General features: G+C 38.9%; 13 protein-coding genes. 5 read left to right on the forward strand and 8 right to left on the reverse strand.

The window, feature by feature from the left end; translation table 11 throughout:
• The first annotated feature begins 235 nt into the window (after positions 1–235).
• The 3 genes from ileS (at position 236) to GP480_RS02190 (ending at position 5,146) form a co-directional block, all read left to right on the forward strand.
• Positions 236–3,388, forward strand: coding sequence for an isoleucine--tRNA ligase (gene ileS, locus GP480_RS02180; RefSeq protein ID WP_410522091.1), 3,153 nt, complete (start codon positions 236–238; stop codon positions 3,386–3,388).
• A complete protein-coding gene (gene pyrE / locus GP480_RS02185; RefSeq protein ID WP_237111301.1) occupies positions 3,381–3,998 on the forward strand; it encodes an orotate phosphoribosyltransferase in 618 nt (205 codons plus the stop codon). Before ileS ends, pyrE begins: the two co-directional genes overlap by 8 nt.
• A 167-nt stretch (positions 3,999–4,165) precedes the next feature.
• Positions 4,166–5,146 (forward strand): hypothetical protein, encoded by a 981-nt coding sequence (locus GP480_RS02190; protein WP_160095477.1) that lies wholly within the window; start codon positions 4,166–4,168, stop codon positions 5,144–5,146.
• An 88-nt stretch (positions 5,147–5,234) separates the two neighbouring features.
• Here GP480_RS02190 and GP480_RS02195 read toward each other — a convergent pair whose 3' ends face one another.
• The 5 genes from GP480_RS02195 to GP480_RS02215 all read right to left on the reverse strand — a co-directional run bounded on the left by GP480_RS02195 (position 5,235) and on the right by GP480_RS02215 (position 10,897).
• Positions 5,235–6,584: a signal recognition particle protein gene (locus GP480_RS02195; RefSeq protein ID WP_160095479.1), complete on the reverse strand. Its 1,350-nt coding sequence runs from the start codon at positions 6,582–6,584 to the stop codon at positions 5,235–5,237.
• A gap of 6 nt (positions 6,585–6,590) precedes the next feature.
• Entirely contained in the window at positions 6,591–7,988 is a 1,398-nt protein-coding gene (locus GP480_RS02200) for a hypothetical protein (protein WP_160095481.1), read from the reverse strand.
• 69 nt (positions 7,989–8,057) lie between these two features.
• Complete coding sequence (locus tag GP480_RS02205) at positions 8,058–8,723, reverse strand: RDD family protein (RefSeq protein ID WP_160095483.1); 666 nt, start codon at positions 8,721–8,723, stop codon at positions 8,058–8,060.
• Positions 8,724–8,729: 6 nt separating this feature from the next.
• Complete coding sequence (locus GP480_RS02210; RefSeq protein ID WP_160095485.1) at positions 8,730–9,794, reverse strand: methyltransferase domain-containing protein; 1,065 nt, start codon at positions 9,792–9,794, stop codon at positions 8,730–8,732.
• A 122-nt stretch (positions 9,795–9,916) separates the two neighbouring features.
• The gene (locus tag GP480_RS02215; RefSeq protein ID WP_160095487.1) at positions 9,917–10,897 is read right to left on the reverse strand and encodes an NAD(P)H-dependent flavin oxidoreductase; all 981 of its coding nucleotides are present in this window, start codon (positions 10,895–10,897) and stop codon (positions 9,917–9,919) included.
• Between the two features lie 187 nt (positions 10,898–11,084).
• On the opposite strand from GP480_RS02215, the gene ftsY reads away from it, so the two are divergent.
• On the forward strand, positions 11,085–12,014 hold the full coding sequence (ftsY, locus tag GP480_RS02220) for a signal recognition particle-docking protein FtsY (RefSeq protein WP_160095489.1): 930 nt from the start codon (positions 11,085–11,087) through the stop codon (positions 12,012–12,014).
• A gap of 123 nt (positions 12,015–12,137) precedes the next feature.
• Here ftsY and GP480_RS02225 read toward each other — a convergent pair whose 3' ends face one another.
• The 3 genes from GP480_RS02225 to odhB all read right to left on the reverse strand — a co-directional run bounded on the left by GP480_RS02225 (position 12,138) and on the right by odhB (position 14,836).
• Positions 12,138–12,779: an RlmE family RNA methyltransferase gene (locus tag GP480_RS02225; RefSeq protein ID WP_160095491.1), complete on the reverse strand. Its 642-nt coding sequence runs from the start codon at positions 12,777–12,779 to the stop codon at positions 12,138–12,140.
• Positions 12,751–13,350, reverse strand: a complete 600-nt coding sequence (tmk, locus tag GP480_RS02230; protein ID WP_160095493.1) for a dTMP kinase — start codon at positions 13,348–13,350, stop codon at positions 12,751–12,753. The genes GP480_RS02225 and tmk overlap by 29 nt, the downstream gene beginning before the upstream one ends.
• Positions 13,351–13,555: 205 nt before the next feature.
• Positions 13,556–14,836 carry a 2-oxoglutarate dehydrogenase complex dihydrolipoyllysine-residue succinyltransferase gene (odhB, locus tag GP480_RS02235; protein WP_160095495.1) on the reverse strand — a complete coding sequence of 427 codons (1,281 nt, stop codon included), beginning with the start codon at positions 14,834–14,836 and terminating at the stop codon, positions 13,556–13,558.
• Positions 14,837–15,096: 260 nt separating this feature from the next.
• On the opposite strand from odhB, the gene GP480_RS02240 reads away from it, so the two are divergent.
• The gene (locus GP480_RS02240) at positions 15,097–16,416 is read left to right on the forward strand and encodes a TldD/PmbA family protein (protein ID WP_160095497.1); all 1,320 of its coding nucleotides are present in this window, start codon (positions 15,097–15,099) and stop codon (positions 16,414–16,416) included.
• Positions 16,417–16,499 lie beyond the last annotated feature (83 nt).

A 16,499-nucleotide genomic window follows, 5' to 3' on the forward strand; every position in this document is an offset into this window, starting at 1 on the left:
ATTAATAAAATAGATCCGTTTCATGCAAACATGCTTTTCAAACAAAGACACCGCAACACCAGCTCTCTAAAAATGATCAAGGTAACTACGTTATGAATTATGAATGAATATAAGCAACCATAAATGTTTTAAATATGAAAGTCCGATTATAAAAGGAGCGATCTTCTGGTATTACAGCCTAATTGTGCTGCTACAACCAATTAGCTAGAATTCTATGCAAGCATTACTAGTCAAAATGAGTAACTCTTCTTACCCAGAAATTTCCCAAAATCTTTCTTTTGCCAAAATAGAAGAACAGATTCTGCAATTTTGGGAGAAAAATAGAGTTTTTGCTCATTCCGTCTCATCAAAAACGGATAATGGAGAGTTCGTTTCTTATGATGGACCACCTTTTGCAAATGGATTACCACATTATGGACACCTACTTACCGGTTTCATTAAGGATACCGTAGCCAGATATCAAACGATGCTCGGCAAAAAAGTGGAAAGAAGATTTGGATGGGATTGTCACGGTTTGCCAGCAGAGATGTACACCGAAAAAATACTTAAGATCTCAGGAAAAGAAGCGATAAAAAATTTTGGAATAGATAAATTCAACGCGGAGTGCAAAAAATCAGTTTTACTTTTTTCATCTGAATGGGAATACTACGTCACTAGACAAGGCAGATGGGTTGATTTTCACAACGACTACAAAACTATGGACCTTTCCTTTATGGAATCCGTAATTTGGGCATTTAGGGAATTGTATAAAAAAGGTTTAATTTATGAATCCGTAAAGGTAGTTCCTTATAGCTGGGCATGCCAGACACCGTTATCAAACTTCGAGACACGCCTTGATAATGCCTATAGGGAGAAAAAAAGTAAGTCTGTGACAGTCGCTTTTGAATTAGAAGGGGATTTATTTGGTGATGGCAAAACATCCTACCTGCTGGCATGGACCACAACGCCTTGGACCCTACCTTCAAATATGATGCTTGGTATATCGAAGCATGTTATCTATACCCGCGTTGAAAAGGATGGTAAGTACTATATCTCCTCTAAATCTTCAAACAAGGAAGTAGCTGGAACAATAGTTCCAAATGAACTCCTGGTTGGTAAAAGATATAAGCCACTCTTCGAATTCTTTACGCACGAAAAAGAAAACGGTGCCTTTGTTGTACAGTATGCAGACTTTGTAACAGATGAAGATGGAACTGGAATAGTACATATAGCACCTGGATTCGGTGAGGAAGACTTTGAATTGGCAAAGCAACACGGGATAACAGTTGTTTGTCCCGTCGATGATGGGGGTAGATTTACATCTGAGGTAGCACAATTTGCCGGCAGGCACGTCTTTGAAACAAATGAGGATATCATCCTCATACTCAAAGAAAAAAAACAGCTAATTAAAATTGAAGAGTATATTCACAGTTATCCACACTGCTGGCGTACCGATACACCACTCATATACAAGGTAGTTCCATCATGGTATTTGTGTGTCAGCAAAATAAAGGAGCGGATGCTCGAACTTAATGAAAGTATTAATTGGATCCCTTCACACCTTAAAGAAGGCTTAGTAGGTAAGTGGCTAGAAAATGCAAAGGATTGGGCAATTTCAAGAAATAGATTCTGGGGGACACCCGTACCAATATGGAAATCCACGGATCCCTCTTATCCAAGAGTTGATGTGTATGGAAGCATAACTGAGCTTGAAAAAGACTTCGGTGTAAAAATTACCGATCTACATAGACCTTTCATAGACACGTTAACAAGAAAAAATCCGGATGATCCTACAGGGAAGTCATCTATGGTAAGAGTGGAATCGGTTCTAGACTGCTGGTTTGAATCGGGTTCAATGCCCTTTGCGCAAGTGCACTATCCTTTTGAGAACAAAGAATGGTTTGAAAAAAATTTCCCGTCAGATTTCATCACAGAATATGTTGCGCAGACACGTGGTTGGTTTTATACGCTCATGGTCCTTTCCGTGGCCCTTTTTGAAAGCGTGCCGTTTAAAAATTGCCTTGCCCACGGTGTGATATTAGACAAGGACGGAAAAAAACTCTCTAAAAGACTGAATAATTACAAAGATCCAAAAGAATTATTCGATGAGTATGGAGCTGATGCATTGCGCTTCCTGATGTTATCTTCTTCGGTGATGAATGGCGGTACTCTGCTGATAGACAAAGGTGGCGAAACAATCAAGGATGTTGTTAGACTCATCCTAAAGCCACTCTACAGCGCATACAACTTTTTTGCAACGTATGCAAATTATCACTCAATACGCATCCTACATAGAACGAGCGAGTCTACTAATTTACTCGATAAGTACATCCTCTCAGAGTACATAGTATTCTCGCGAAAAATGAGAAATGCAATGGATGGGTATCATATACAATCTGCTTGCAAAAATGTACTCAGTTTCATTGATACGCTCAATAATTGGTATATTAGACGGTCTAGGGAAAGGTTCGTGGCGAGAGAACAGCAAGCGTTCGAAGTATTATATTTTGTGCTTTCAGAAGTACTTAAGATAATCGCGCCTCTCCTTCCAATGACTGCAGAAAAGATTTGGATGGCGTTACATAATAACAAAACCACATCTATACATCTGGAAAGATATCCAGAGGCTAAAACCTCGCCTGAAGACGAAGAAATCATACAAACAATGCAATTAGCAAGAGAAATATGCAATACAGCGCTTTCAATAAGGAACAAAAACATCGTTAGAATAAGGCAGCCATTAAGACATCTCGAGGTTATAGGTAGAGTCAGCCCAACATTTATGGAAAATACTGAACTGCTATCTATCCTAAAGGATGAGGCAAACGTGAAATGCATCATCTTTAAGGAAAGTGATCCTCAAGTAAGACAGTCACTTAAGCTAAACTTCCACGTTTTAGGCAAAAGATACCCGCAAGAAGTAAAGCGCATGATCGATGAACTCAAAAGTGGAAATTGGAAGAGTCTACTCTCCGGTGAAGTATACCTAGGCAATAGACTTTTGAAAAATGATGAATACGAAACCTCAATTGGATCCGAAGACAATGATACTGGACAGATTGGTTCGTTTTGCTTGGCTGTAAGGTTGAACCTAAAACTAGACGAAGAATTAATATCTGAGGGAAGATTTCGAGACATAGTACGCATGATACAACAAGCTAGAAAATCAGCTGGTCTAACAATAAAAGAGAAAGTGATAATAAAAATATATGCTCCACCAGAATACCTCGTTACAATTAGGCAATTTAAAAGCGCAATAACATCGGCTACATATGCAAGTCAAATAATTGCAGACAGATCAAATGATTTTTCTAATTGTTCATTTGTTGAAGATGTTTCACAGGAAATAAAAATTGGTATAATGAAGGAGAATAGCACGTGCGGGCATAGTGGCAGTTTAGGTGTCTAAGAAAAGCCAGGTGGAAGAAAAAGTATTACTTGATGAGCTTTACGCCTCTGGTGCCATATTAAAGGGGCATTTTCAGCTCTCTTCAGGACTACGAAGTGATACATATGTTCAGTGCGCTCTTCTGCTACAAAATCCACAGCGTACCTTTAGATTCGCATCGGCCTTAGTTCAACTCATTCCCGAAAAAATAAAGAGCGCTATCGAGTTGGTTGTCGCACCGGCGCTTGGTGGATTAATCATTGGATATGAGGTGGCACGCTTATTAGATAAAGATTTTGTGTTTTTTGAGAGGTTCAATGGAGAACTCACTCTAAGACGCGGTTTTCAAGTCAAGAATGAACAAAACATCCTGCTCATAGAAGATGTGGTCACAACGGCCGGTTCTTCTATAGACGTTATACAAAAAGTTCATGACCGTGGTGCAAAAGTGCCCTTCGCAGCTTCGATAATAGACAGATCTGAAGGAGCTGCAAAAAAACGTTTTGAGAAGTATGGTTGCGAGTTTCTTAGTGTCGTGAAGTTAAGTTGTATCACATTTGATGCAACAAATATCCCAAAAGAACTGATTAATGTTCCTTGCATAAAGCCTGGTTCTAATAATCTCAATTAACTTGCAAACAAATATTGAACAACTCTAGTCAAAAATCTTGGTCTGTGTAGGAATCTGTTATTTGTTTTCCATAAACAAAATTATGTGTGCAGATGTGTAAAATAGGCTAGAAATAATATCAGTGTTAGTTTAGAAGATTGATATGTTTCGATAATGCTTATAAATATATGGATCTACAAGAAATACAAAAATTAGAAACCTCGCTCTTTAAGTTGCGCAAATCCCACGGAGAAAAATGGAATTTTAGGTTGTTGAACTGGTCTCAAAAGCGCGGCACTTTAAGTACGGAGTTCACAGATACCGACGATGAACACCTGGTTGTAGCGGTCGAGAGGATTAGTGGTGGCGCTGTTGCTACCGGCAAGATTTTCATAAAAGTTCAAGAAAATATTAACTTGGGCAACAATTATGCTTCCATACTTTTCTATGATGGTCCTACTGTAGCTCTGATAACTGAGGGAAGACCATTTCGTCCTTCTTCTTTTCTCGGTTACCTTGGCACTTTTTTTCAAAGCGTCAATCGCAATGCTTCCCAGGTGAATTATCACGTCTTTAGTGGCACGCTCTGTCTTTGTTTAGCAGGAGCAGTTCGCTCCCCTACAGTTGATGGGAGGTTTTACGTATGGAGCGTCTCAGAAGCTGAAATAAATGTGACAAGGGCACCAGGATCATCGAAATGCGTCTGCACTGTTATAAAAATGAGCTCAACTGAACGTAATGCACATGTGCATTACAGATTCAAGATTCCTGGCGCTTATCTGGGTTTTGATAACAGGGAGACGCAGTATTTCATAGGCGAGCGTGGAATACTACTTTCACATGGTGAGTTTTCAGACTTTGCAGATCAGTTAAAGTGTTTTGCTGCCCCTCCGGGAATGTTAGGTAGCTTATTTACCTATTTGGAGAGGAACTGCACTTTCAAAGAAGTACGGTCATGGGCCTTCAGCGGTAAAGAATCTTCAGCTTTTACTGCTGCACCTAGACCTAGTGGTGAAATTTCTTCACGCGAGTGTAGCTCCAAGAACAATCCATCAACTAGTCAAAAACTAAATAGTAAAGATGAGAAAAAACTGGTATACAACGTACCGACATCTCAGATGAACGCCGCTTCGACGATAACTGAGTATTTCCCTAAAGTACGTAGGTGAAACGCGCAATTTACTCTTTTCTGGTCCCTTATTTTTAGGGACTTATACGCGTTTCTAGGGGGCAATAGGCCCCCTCTCCCCTCTTTTGTTATTTTTTGAGCAATTCGTTGAGATCATGCATAGATTCGTCGTTGGTTGCACCTATTTTCCCCATCTTCAGAGCAAGCAAACGGGCTTTTTCAAAGTTTTTTATGAGCTTGTTCACTTCATAGACCTTGACTCCAGCCCCGCTAGCTATACGTGATTTGCGTGACTGATTAATAGAATCGAGACAGGCCCTTTCCCTTTTCGTCATACTATTTATCATGGCCAGATTTTTCTTCAAGGTCGAATCATCTACAAATTGCTCTGATGGGACCTTATTAATTCCAGGGATAAAACGTAAAAGCTTAGCTATCCCACCAAGCTTATCGATACTCTTCAGCTGTAGGACAAGATCATCATAATCAAACTTACCAGCTTCGATTCTTTTCTTCATAGAATCTATTCTTTCTTCACCAACCTCAGACGAGGCATATTCAAGCAGAGAAGCAATGTCTCCAGAGCCCATTATTCTCCCAGCCATACGTTCCGGGTGAAATTCTTCCAAATCGTTAACCCTTTCTCCAGCACCACAAAACCTAATAGGAAGACCAACAGCTTGCCTTACTGAAAGCACCGAACCAACACGCGCATCGCTGTCTAGTCTACTCACTATTACCCCAGTTGTACCGATCTCTGAGTTAAATGTCTTTGCAACATTAAGTGAATCCTGCCCCATCATTGCATCCAGAACCTGAAATATTTCAGAGGGCTGCAAGCGATTCTTAATCACTCTCAGCTCTTCCATAAGAAGAGAATCAATTTGCGAGCGTCCGGCAGTATCAACTATGAGTACATTATAGTTCTCATTACTATTATTGAATAAATCCAGTGTTTTCTTTACAATCGCATCGATATTCTCACCTTCAACTATAGGAATACTATCAACGTCAATTTGCTTTGCGAGAATTTCAAGTTGTTTCCTCGCTGCAGGCCTATAGATATCTAAAGAAGATAAAAGAATATTTTTCTTAAATTTTTTCCGAATCAGTAGAGCTAACTTTGCTGCGGTTGTTGTCTTCCCAACCCCTTGTAACCCAACAAACATAAATATCTGTTTTCCAAATTTTGGGAACTCAAATTTTTGCGATTCACCCCCCAAAATTTTAATTAATTCTTCTTTTACAACACTTCCAATTATCGCTGGTGTCGAGATCCCTTTCAGACGTGACTTTCCAATAACCGATTCCTTCACATTTGCAATAAACTGTTTAGTTACAGGAAGACTGACATCTGCTTCAAGGAACGTCAGACGCAATTTCCGAACAAAATCGTCAAATTCCTTTTCTGTAATCACCCCTCTGTTCTTTATCCCATCCAGTGCACTACCAATTTTTTTAGAAAGTGAATCAAACATAACAAATCAAACCCCCGCAAAGAGAAACAATACAACAACAATGCTCATTAAAAAAATCACAATACTGAGTGACAAGGAATCTAAACAACCACAGGCAATCGGAATCACTGATCCAAATAAAGCGCACAGTCCTCTAACAGCAAAGTTCCAAAGAAAAAACAAACGCTTTTTCATTTTCGAAATAAGTCGATTAAGTGCCAGTAAACCCGATCGTATTAGTGCATCCAGTACCAAAAGTGACGTACCTATCTTATCTAAGAAAAAAAAATACAAGACAGCAGTACTAAGCACCACTGCTAGCACTACAAAAAACTCAACAAGATTATTAAGCCAAGTAGCGAACGAAAGAAAAAAATAGACACAAATACATGCAGTACAAAGCCTTTCACCTAAGGAAGCTTCGAAAGTTTTGTTATCAATCCTTCTATTATTGGTAGCATAGCAATAATAGAACAATCTCGCTGGTATCATAGAAATGAAAAGGGCTTGCAAAAAGAACACTATGATTTTTGCTCCGTATCCAGAGAACTGCAAAAAAAGAAAATCGGAGTTCAGAAGAGAAATAAAACTCGTGGAAATTAAAATAAAAGATGCAAATGCAAATAAAGGAGCTGGCAAAACAAAGCCAGATTTTGTCACTTTTGTAAATGTATCTACACCCGACTTCAAAAAAACTGAACAAATAAAATACATCACTAGCTGGTAAACAGCAGATATATACACATAATGATATGCGTCACTCATAGAACAGTGCAGTATGATACCTATTAAACCCACCTGCCCTATCTGACTTGCTATAAGTGCACTGAGTAGCTTCCTCTCTATTGCCATTCGATAAAATGCGTATAGCAACATGAAAAAACTTAAGATGAATAAAAATTCACTGTGGCCAATGCCGAGTTTTCCAATTAATGCTAACGGCAGTGTGTATGTGAAGATACTAAAAAATGGAAGAAAGAGTGATCCAGCACTTGCATACGCACCATTCATTACTGGTGCCATGACAAATCCCACAGCATATAGAAAAAGCAAGCTTCCAAATAACTTCCCTCTTAAATCATCAACATGTAAAAAATCAATATTATCTGCCGTAAAAGAAAGCTCGTGAGGTATGAGAGCAGCCATAACAGTAGCTACAGCAAAACTGCATGCTGCATATGCAACGGCTCCTTTTACATTGCTTTTTGAAGCAATCAATGTCGAGTATATCAGTGAAAGAGTCTCAAGGCTCAGTAAAATATAAAATAAGTTATTCTGAAAAAATGTAAAAAGACAAACAATTAAAATCAATATGATACTAACTTTTTCGAAAGTGTTCAGCTTAAAGAAAAAAAATGCACAGATGCAGAAAAAAATAGAAGCTGGAAAAAGAAAAAAGAAACTGCTCACAGTATCAGACACCACAGAAGCATCCCTAGATAGTACCAGGGAAAAAGGATTTACTAAACCGTTTTTCCACAGAGAAAGAACCCTTCAATCCGTTACACGAGTTGCACCTTCGGTTTTGTCTTGATAACTTGTGTGACTATAAGCGTCTTTTCTAAAAATTTCAGCACTCTTCGATACAACAACGGTTCCAGCAAAAATATCATGCCAGGTTCTACTTTTTCTATCAAAAAGGCTCCAGAATATGCCAAGGAAAAAAATAAGCAAAGAAAAAGGCAATATAATTAATCTCTTTATACACGCAGAGACCGAGGGCTTTTCCAAGGTCTCGTCATCAAGAAGCCTTAACCTTAAAATCCATTTGCCTGGCGTACAGCCAAATCTGTGCCAACATATAACAAAGAGTGTTGCTAAAAGTATCAGCTGAAACACTTGTACTACTAGAACACTCTTATAGAACCCTATAGTAAGAGCCTTTTCCGCCTGACTTATAGGAAGACCAAATCTGTATCTCTCAAGAACTTCGACTGGAAACTGCAAATCCACTAAGAAAGAAAGTAAGTACCCACTAACCTTCAATATCAGAACACAAAAAAGAAGATCCGTAATGGTACTGACGGAGCGTTTAAATTGACTAGCGTAAATGACTCCACGGCTATCGGTCTTGTTTTTGTGAGGAAAAGAAAAAAGCCTATGAGGAAAATCAAATATTGATTTTATAACACCAGGAAATAATGAAAAAAGCTTATTCATAAGAGCTTAAGAAGTAGCACAATCACCCTTGACATAGAAAGCCATGATTCCGCTGCACGCACTTTTGAAAGTACACTTTCTGACTATGCAATTTTTCAGAGCAAGATCTTCACCTAGATTTTTCACATAGTCGTAAGAATAATAAAACAGAGATTTATTAACATCAAAGACATAGTCATGGACCTTTTGCTGTTTCGCTGCACGGACCAAAAGTGCCAGAACACCTCCATCTTTCAAGATAGTGATACAACTCGGTATAACATCCGATAAGTCACCAAGATAAGAAAAAGAATCAGCCGCAATCACAAGGTCATACTTATTCTCTTGAGAAAGAAGAAATGACCTTATGTCCTCACATACAACTGAATCAAAAACCGGCTTTCCATCAACTAAACATCGTTTCGCGATTTCTAACATGTTTTCTGAGATATCAACACCTGTCGCTTCTCCTACCACGCCATTCAATTTTAGAAAATGTGTGCAAACACCTGTTCCACAACCAAGATCTAGAATTGAAAGCTCAGCAGAAGTGAGCCTAGCCCCGATAATCGCTCTTAACCCTTCAAAAACAAGCTTATGTCCAATATACCTTCTACCTATAAGGAACCTTTCAACATATTCCTGTGCCAAGTGTTCATATCTTTCTTTGACGATAAAATTCGGGATCCTAGCTATTTTTTGACCATTAAGAAAATTCAAGAAGAACTTCACTTCCTCATATTCTCTTCCTTGCGAGATAATGGCATCAAATATAGCCCTGGCTTTCTTTGTTTCTCCGGAGAGCAAAAAGCATCTAGCTAGATTATATGGAATCAATGGTTTATTCCGGTACAAACCATTAAGCATCTTAAAACGAAACTTGGCATCACTAATATTACCTCTGTAGAAATGATAAAGACCTAAAGAGACATTATTCTTATAAAACTCCCTGAAATTGGAAGAAGAGTGAAAGTTATCTTTGATGACTTCATAGACCTTCTCTTTCTCTCCAAAGAGAGCACAAAACCGTGCGAATAAATCAGAAATCTCCTGGTAGATCCGGGACAGGAAGAGAAGAAACGAATTAAACACCGAACCAAATATTCAAAGAAGCTAAACTAAAAATACAGGAAAAACACTTCTCCACAAGGGCTATTAATGCAAGCAAGACTTAACTATTAGTTTACCAGAGAAATTTCCTACATACATTCTATTCACACATAACTGATTAGATCATCCAATATGTCTCTTACCGGACGTTCGCCTTTGACTAATCCTACAACCTCACCTGCCATCACTGAGCCACGTTCCGTATCACCTTCTATTACAGCCCTGCGCAGACTTCCAGCCCAAAATTTTTCTATGGCAAGCTGCGCTTCTTCCTTAGAAATATGACCAGAATCAAGCTGCCTAATTATTTCTCTTTGAAAAACTTTAAATTCTTCAGTCGCATCGTTCTTGAGCAGACGAACTGGAATAACGGCAAGCCTAGGATCAAGCTGTTCTGAAACAACCGCATCATGAGAAGATGCTGCTACACACTTTGCTTTAAATCTTGGGTGCGCAATGGATTCTTTTGCACAGGCGAAAAGTGTCCCAACCTGACAACCAGCAGCTCCCATCTCTAGGTAACTTTTTACAATAGCTCCAGTACCTATTCCCCCGGCAACAAAAATGGGAATGTCGCGAATCTCCGGCAAAATTTCCTGAGCAAGCACAGATGTACTCACCCTAGTAATATGGCCCCCAGCCTCTCTACCCTCTATTATCAGCGCACTTGCACCGATTCTACACATTTTTTTCGCAATCGAGAGGGAAGGTGCAAATGCAATAACCTTAATCCCATGATTTAAAACAAGGCTTAAAATCTGTTTCGAGGGAATACCGCCCGCTAAGATCACATGTGTAACACCAGAATGAATGCACACATCAATAAGCCCAGGCAACTGAGGATGCATTAAAACGATGTTCACACCGAAAGGATTAGAACCAACAAGTTCCTTTGTAAGAGATATTTCTCGTTCCAGCTGATCTGGAGACATCGCAGAGCAAGCTAGCACACCAAAAGCACCAGCATTGGAAATAGAAGAAACCAAGCGGTGCTCAGAAATCCAACTCATCGCCCCTCCCATAATGGAATAGCTAGTACCAAGAAATTCCTTACCACGGTTCCAGCAGTCTATAAGGGAAAACATAAACCGAATTTCTGTCTCTATGTGCGAAGATTCTCCTATAACACCTTAGGTATTGCAATACCAACAAAACACACTTCACTGACTACTTGAATAGGAGCTGCTGTTTCTGAATCTCGGAAAAAAATATCCTTATGCAGAAGTTTCTATGCTAGAGTGAAGTTTCATAAAGTCAATTAGATTTATAACCGTGTTCAAGAGTGTCTTTTCATCAATCAGAAACTCAATCACAAAGAGTAGAGATTACTTATCCAGTGGAATTGATAATATTTTTACAAAAGAGAAAATAACTGAATCCACAATTGAAGAGTTGGAAGAATTACTTCTTTCCGCTGATATTGGTCCTACTGTGACAGAGAGAATCATTAAAGCAGTCAAAAAAATTAAGGTAAGAGATGGCGAGTCACTTGAACAAGTGAAAAGAATTACACACGAACAAATAAAAAAAGTACTCGACCCCACCTCAAAAAAATTAACTTTCCCACAGATTGGACCACAAGTAATCGTATTTTGTGGAGTGAATGGTAATGGTAAGACGACCACTATAGGAAAATTGGCATATAAATTTATCAAAGAGAATAAAACGGTCATGATTGCTGCATGCGATCTTTTCAGAGCAGCCGCAATAGAACAACTGCGTTTCTGGGCGGAGCGAGCATCTGCAACGTTTTTCTCAAGTGAGACAAGTAAAAATGCCTCTAGTACTGCTTATAAAGCCTTAGAAAAAGCTCTAGAAGATAAAGTTGATGTGCTCATAATAGATACTTCCGGCAGGTTGCACACACAGAATGACCTCATGGAAGAGCTCAAAAAGATATGCAGGGTACTTTCGAAGCTTGTGCCCTCAGCACCTAATGAGGTCATATTAGCTTTGGACGCTAGTACTGGGCAAAATGCTCTCAATCAAGTACAAGTTTTTAAAGATGCCGTCAATCTCACTGGATTGGTTGTGACAAAGCTAGACGGAACGTCAAAAGGAGGAGTGATCGTGGCTATAGCCGAGAAGTATCCTAATCTTGGTATATACTTTATTGGAACAGGAGAAAAAATAACCGATCTGGAAGAATTCTCTCCTTCAGAGTTTGTAGATGCTTTGCTTGAAGTAAAAGCTGCGTCTTGAAAAAATTTGTTACCACAAATCGGGATTTCAAAAAGAATCTATAGATTTTCGTAGCCCACAATCGAATAGTAGGAGTCCCATTTTATCCATCAAAAAAGAAATTTCACCCTATATAGAAACAGGCTAAGTAAGCTTACTAAGTAAAATAAGATATATTTCACGAGAAGCCTTTCTACTGGCATCCGGTTTAAAATACTCTACTTTTTTAAACTCTTTCTTTAGTAAATTAACAAATCTATATTCGTCTTCACTACCTCTAAGAATCTTGATTACTACTGCACCAAACTTCTTCAAACTGCTTTTCGCATACTGAAGAACTAGCTCAGCCAATCTTATGGATGAAATACTATCTGTAGCCCTACTTCCAGAAGCACTTGGCGCAAGATCCGAAACAATAACATCTAACTCAACACCACCAATGTATTCATACAACTCTTTACGCTGCAACTCTATATCCAATTTTACGACCTCAACCCCAGGAATAGATTCCATATCAGCTAAATCAACTGCAATTACACGACCGGTACCATTCAAAGTATTTGCGATTACTTGGCTCCAACCACCAGGTGCACTTCCGAGATCAAGCACAACTGAACCTTCTCGAATGAGATTAAACTTCTTATTTATCTCAAGAAGTTTATACGCCGCTCTCGACCTATATTGCTCAACTTTTGCCTTTTTCACAAAAGGATCATTAACGTGCCTATAAAGCCATCGACTTGAAGAAGCAGTGCGTCTACTTACACGACGAAGTTTGTTTTTCACCTATTTTGCCTTGCACTATCTTAATAATCTCATTACTCGTACGACCTACTCCCATGCGTTTAATAGTATGAACATTCGAATACGTACGCGCAATCTTCTCGTATCCCATACATACATCTAAAAGGCACTCTTCGGACATACTTTCAAAATTATCACGACCTAGTTTTTTACGGCCCGATCCAAAAAGAAGAAGCGTTAAATCAGGTTCAACTAGACAGCCGGAAAGCCTGTGTAAATTTAAAATTGTCTGCAGGTCAATTTTCTCCCCATATCCTTGATATGCTAAAGTCGAATAAATGAACCTGTCGCAAATGACAATCTTACCTTCTTTCAGCGCTGGCAGTATCACTTTATTGCAATGATCAACACGTGCGCTGACTATAAGTAACAACCGCGACATAGTCTCCATAAGATCATGGAGTATCATGGGCCTCAAACTTTCGGCAAAGGGAGTACCACCAGGTTCCCGGGTTACAACACAAGCATAACCATTCTTCGTAAGAAACTTACTTAGAAGTTTCACTTGTGTACTCTTACCAGACCCGTCAATCCCTTCTAATACTATAAACACACCACTAGTATAAATTCACATGAGAAAAACAAATCTTCTTGAGCACATATTTCTAGAAGGTAATACTTTTGCATACCACATCCAAAGTCTTGGTGCAGCTAAGAAACCCTACCTTTCCCAAGAAAACGGAATATAGCTAAGTAACCAAACAAATCCTTCCAAGGAAAAAGCTCAAGTAAAACTTGAACCACTGTTGGAAACACAACTAGACCTTGAGCAACAACCTCTCAGGATTTTCCAAACACTCTTTCACCCGAACAAGGAAGCTAACCGCCTCCCTACCATCAACTATACGATGATCGTAAGAAAGAGCAAGGTACATCATCGGCCTCACAACAATCGCACCATCAATAACAACAGGCCTTTCTTTTATCGCATGCATCCCAAGTATGCCAGATTGCGGAGGATTAATAATCGGCGTTGACATGAGCGAACCATAGATACCACCATTAGAAATCGTAAAAGTACCGCCCTGCATATCATCTGGCTCTATTTTGCCATCTCTGGCTTTTTTTCCGTATTCAAGTATTTGTCTTTCAATTTCTGCGAACGAGAGATTCTGTGCATTTTTTATTACTGGCACGACGAGCCCATTCTTTGTGCCAACAGCAACCCCGATGTTATAATAATCCTTATAAATTATTTCCTTTCCACGAATCTCAGCGTTAATTTCCGGAAAAGCCTCAAGCCCATAAATAACAGCCCGTACAAAAAACGACATAAAACCAAGTTTTAAGCCATGGACCTTCTCAAATAAGTCTTTATGACGCTTTCTTATTTGGATGACATTCTCCATGTCTACTTCATTAAAAGTCGTTAAAATTGCAGCTGTATTTTGCGATTCTTTCAACCTTGACGCGATTCTTTGTCTTAATTTAGACATCGGCACGGTCCTTTCGGGAAATTTAAGACCCATAGAACTACTAGCAACCGCAAGTTGCTCTGATTTCGAACCTTGTTTTTGGACTGGATCACCAGAAAACAGTCGACTTAGTACATCAACTTTCCTTATCCTATTATCTTTTCCCGTACCAACAATATCACTTGGAGATAACAACTTCTCTTCCATCAAAATCCGTGCAGATGGCGCATCCTGTCTGGTATACACCGGCTCAGAAGATTCTATTGATGAAATATTCTTTCCTATTTCTACGCCCAATTCTACTCCACCTGCAATGGCAACAGACGGTGGAACAACACTACCACCATCAATCCCGGATAAAAGTGGGCTACCATCTTTGGGAACAATAACATTTTCATCAATCAACCCGAGCACATCGTCTACTTTTACTGCTTGACCTACCTCAACATTAATTTTGCTTAGGACTCCAGAAACAGGAGCAGATACCTCTACAGCGGCTTTGTCCGTTTCAAGCTCAAAAAGTAACTCGTCCTCTCTTACAGAGTCACCAACATTTTTAGTAATTTTCACAACGGATGCTTCCGCAATCGATTCACCCATTCTTGGGACGAGAACTTCTTTCATGGTTTAGTTAGTACAAATTTAAACGTCTATACCAGCACTCGTGTGCAATTATAAACCCACTCTAACTGAATGGACATAGCTTCTACTATTTTCGTTTTCATTTTCACATTACATAAGTGATGGAAGAAACAAAACCATTACATTTATAATGTTATCTGTTGAACATTATAAATGTAATAAAACCCGCAAAACATTAGCATATGTAATAGTGACGCATTGAGAATTGTAGGCAAGATACTTAAGATCTCAAAAATAGCAAAATGAAGGTCATGAATTGTATAGAACTCATATTAAGCGAAGCACAAAAACGAAACTGCCAAGCAGATTTGTTAGTAACTCAAACCCAAAACACAACCGTAAATGCAAGAAACTTTGAGATAGAAAAATTAGAGGAATCCTCATTTTCGAGCGTTACGTTTAGACTAATAAAAGATAAGAAAACAACTTCTGTAAGATGTGATCCTTCTGCAGACATACGACGATTAATTTTGCAAGCATACGATGCATTGGCACATATTCCAGAAGATGAATATGTTTCACTACCAAAAAACGCAGCAGTGATCGATGATATCTATAGCACCCATACTAACTATAATTTTCCCGATAAATTAAAGGAGTTGGCAATCGAAACTGAGCAAATAGCTCACTCAAATGGGAAGCTAAAAACCACAGAGACCATTGAATTTGGGAAGAAAATCATAAAAAAGATAGTCGCAAATACAAATGGGTTTTTTGGAACTTTCGAAAATCAACTATTCTCTGCCGTAGTAAGCGTAGTTGCAGAAAATGAAGGCAACCTAAATTCAGGTTACTCATATATTACAAGCAACTCACTTCAGGACCTCAGCCCGACGGACTTAGCAGCTGAAGCAGAAAAAAGAGCTATAGAAGGTCTAAGACCACGAAAAGTACCGACATGCAAACGAGAAGTCATATTTGATGCAAGGTGCGCTTCGAGTTTCCTCGACAATTTTAACAGCTTCCTCAGTGGCAAGTCCGTTATCCAATCAGCAACTTTCTTAAAAGGAGATATAGGTAAGGAAATACTTCCACGCAGTATAAGCATATTGAATAACCCAGAAGGTGCAACATGTAAAATCGAGACAGCAGCCTTTGATGATGAGGGAAACTGCACGACTAAGCGTCTTCCATTAATAGAAAGAGGTATATTGAAAAACTGGATACTCGATCAGTACAACGCCAACAAGCTCGGCTTGAAAGCAAACGGTTTTGCGAAACGCACCTTGAGCGGAAGTATCTTTCCTTCAACAACAAACATCTACTTAGAAAGTAGTGATACATATTCTGAAAAGGAGCTTATAAGTAAGATCAAAGAAGGATTATACGTAACAAGTTTATTTAGCTGTGGGGTCAACCCAATAACTGGCGACTATAGCCAAGGAGTTCAAGGGCTATGGATTGAAAATGGTGAACTTTCCTTTCCTGTGAGCGAGATTACCATTGCTGGGCAACTAAAAGATATTTTTAAAGAAATTATCGCGGCTGATAATATAAAGTTTTGTGGTAGAGCAAATTCACCTTCACTGTATCTTGGGTGTATGTCTATCAGTGGAACATGAAATAAAAGCATCTCCTACTTTAAAATAGGCCCTTTAAAAACCTACTTTAAAGTAGGTTTTTAAAACCCCATTTGAAATGGGGT

The sequence above is a fragment of the Neorickettsia findlayensis genome (assembly GCF_009856525.1).
GTDB classification, from domain to species: domain Bacteria; phylum Pseudomonadota; class Alphaproteobacteria; order Rickettsiales; family Anaplasmataceae; genus Neorickettsia; species Neorickettsia findlayensis.

Excerpts from the sequence above, each read along its gene's own strand:
- GP480_RS02240 (WP_160095497.1), top strand. The coding sequence starts at position 15,097 with ATGAAGGTCATGAATTGTATAGAACTCATATTAAGCGAAGCACAAAAA.
- GP480_RS02215 (WP_160095487.1), bottom strand. The coding sequence starts at position 10,897 with ATGTTTTCCCTTATAGACTGCTGGAACCGTGGTAAGGAATTTCTTGGT.
- GP480_RS02190 (WP_160095477.1), top strand. The coding sequence starts at position 4,166 with ATGGATCTACAAGAAATACAAAAATTAGAAACCTCGCTCTTTAAGTTG.
- odhB (WP_160095495.1), bottom strand. The coding sequence starts at position 14,836 with ATGAAAGAAGTTCTCGTCCCAAGAATGGGTGAATCGATTGCGGAAGCA.
- GP480_RS02205 (WP_160095483.1), bottom strand. The coding sequence starts at position 8,723 with ATGAATAAGCTTTTTTCATTATTTCCTGGTGTTATAAAATCAATATTT.
- GP480_RS02195 (WP_160095479.1), bottom strand. The coding sequence starts at position 6,584 with ATGTTTGATTCACTTTCTAAAAAAATTGGTAGTGCACTGGATGGGATA.
- ileS (WP_410522091.1), top strand. The coding sequence starts at position 236 with ATGAGTAACTCTTCTTACCCAGAAATTTCCCAAAATCTTTCTTTTGCC.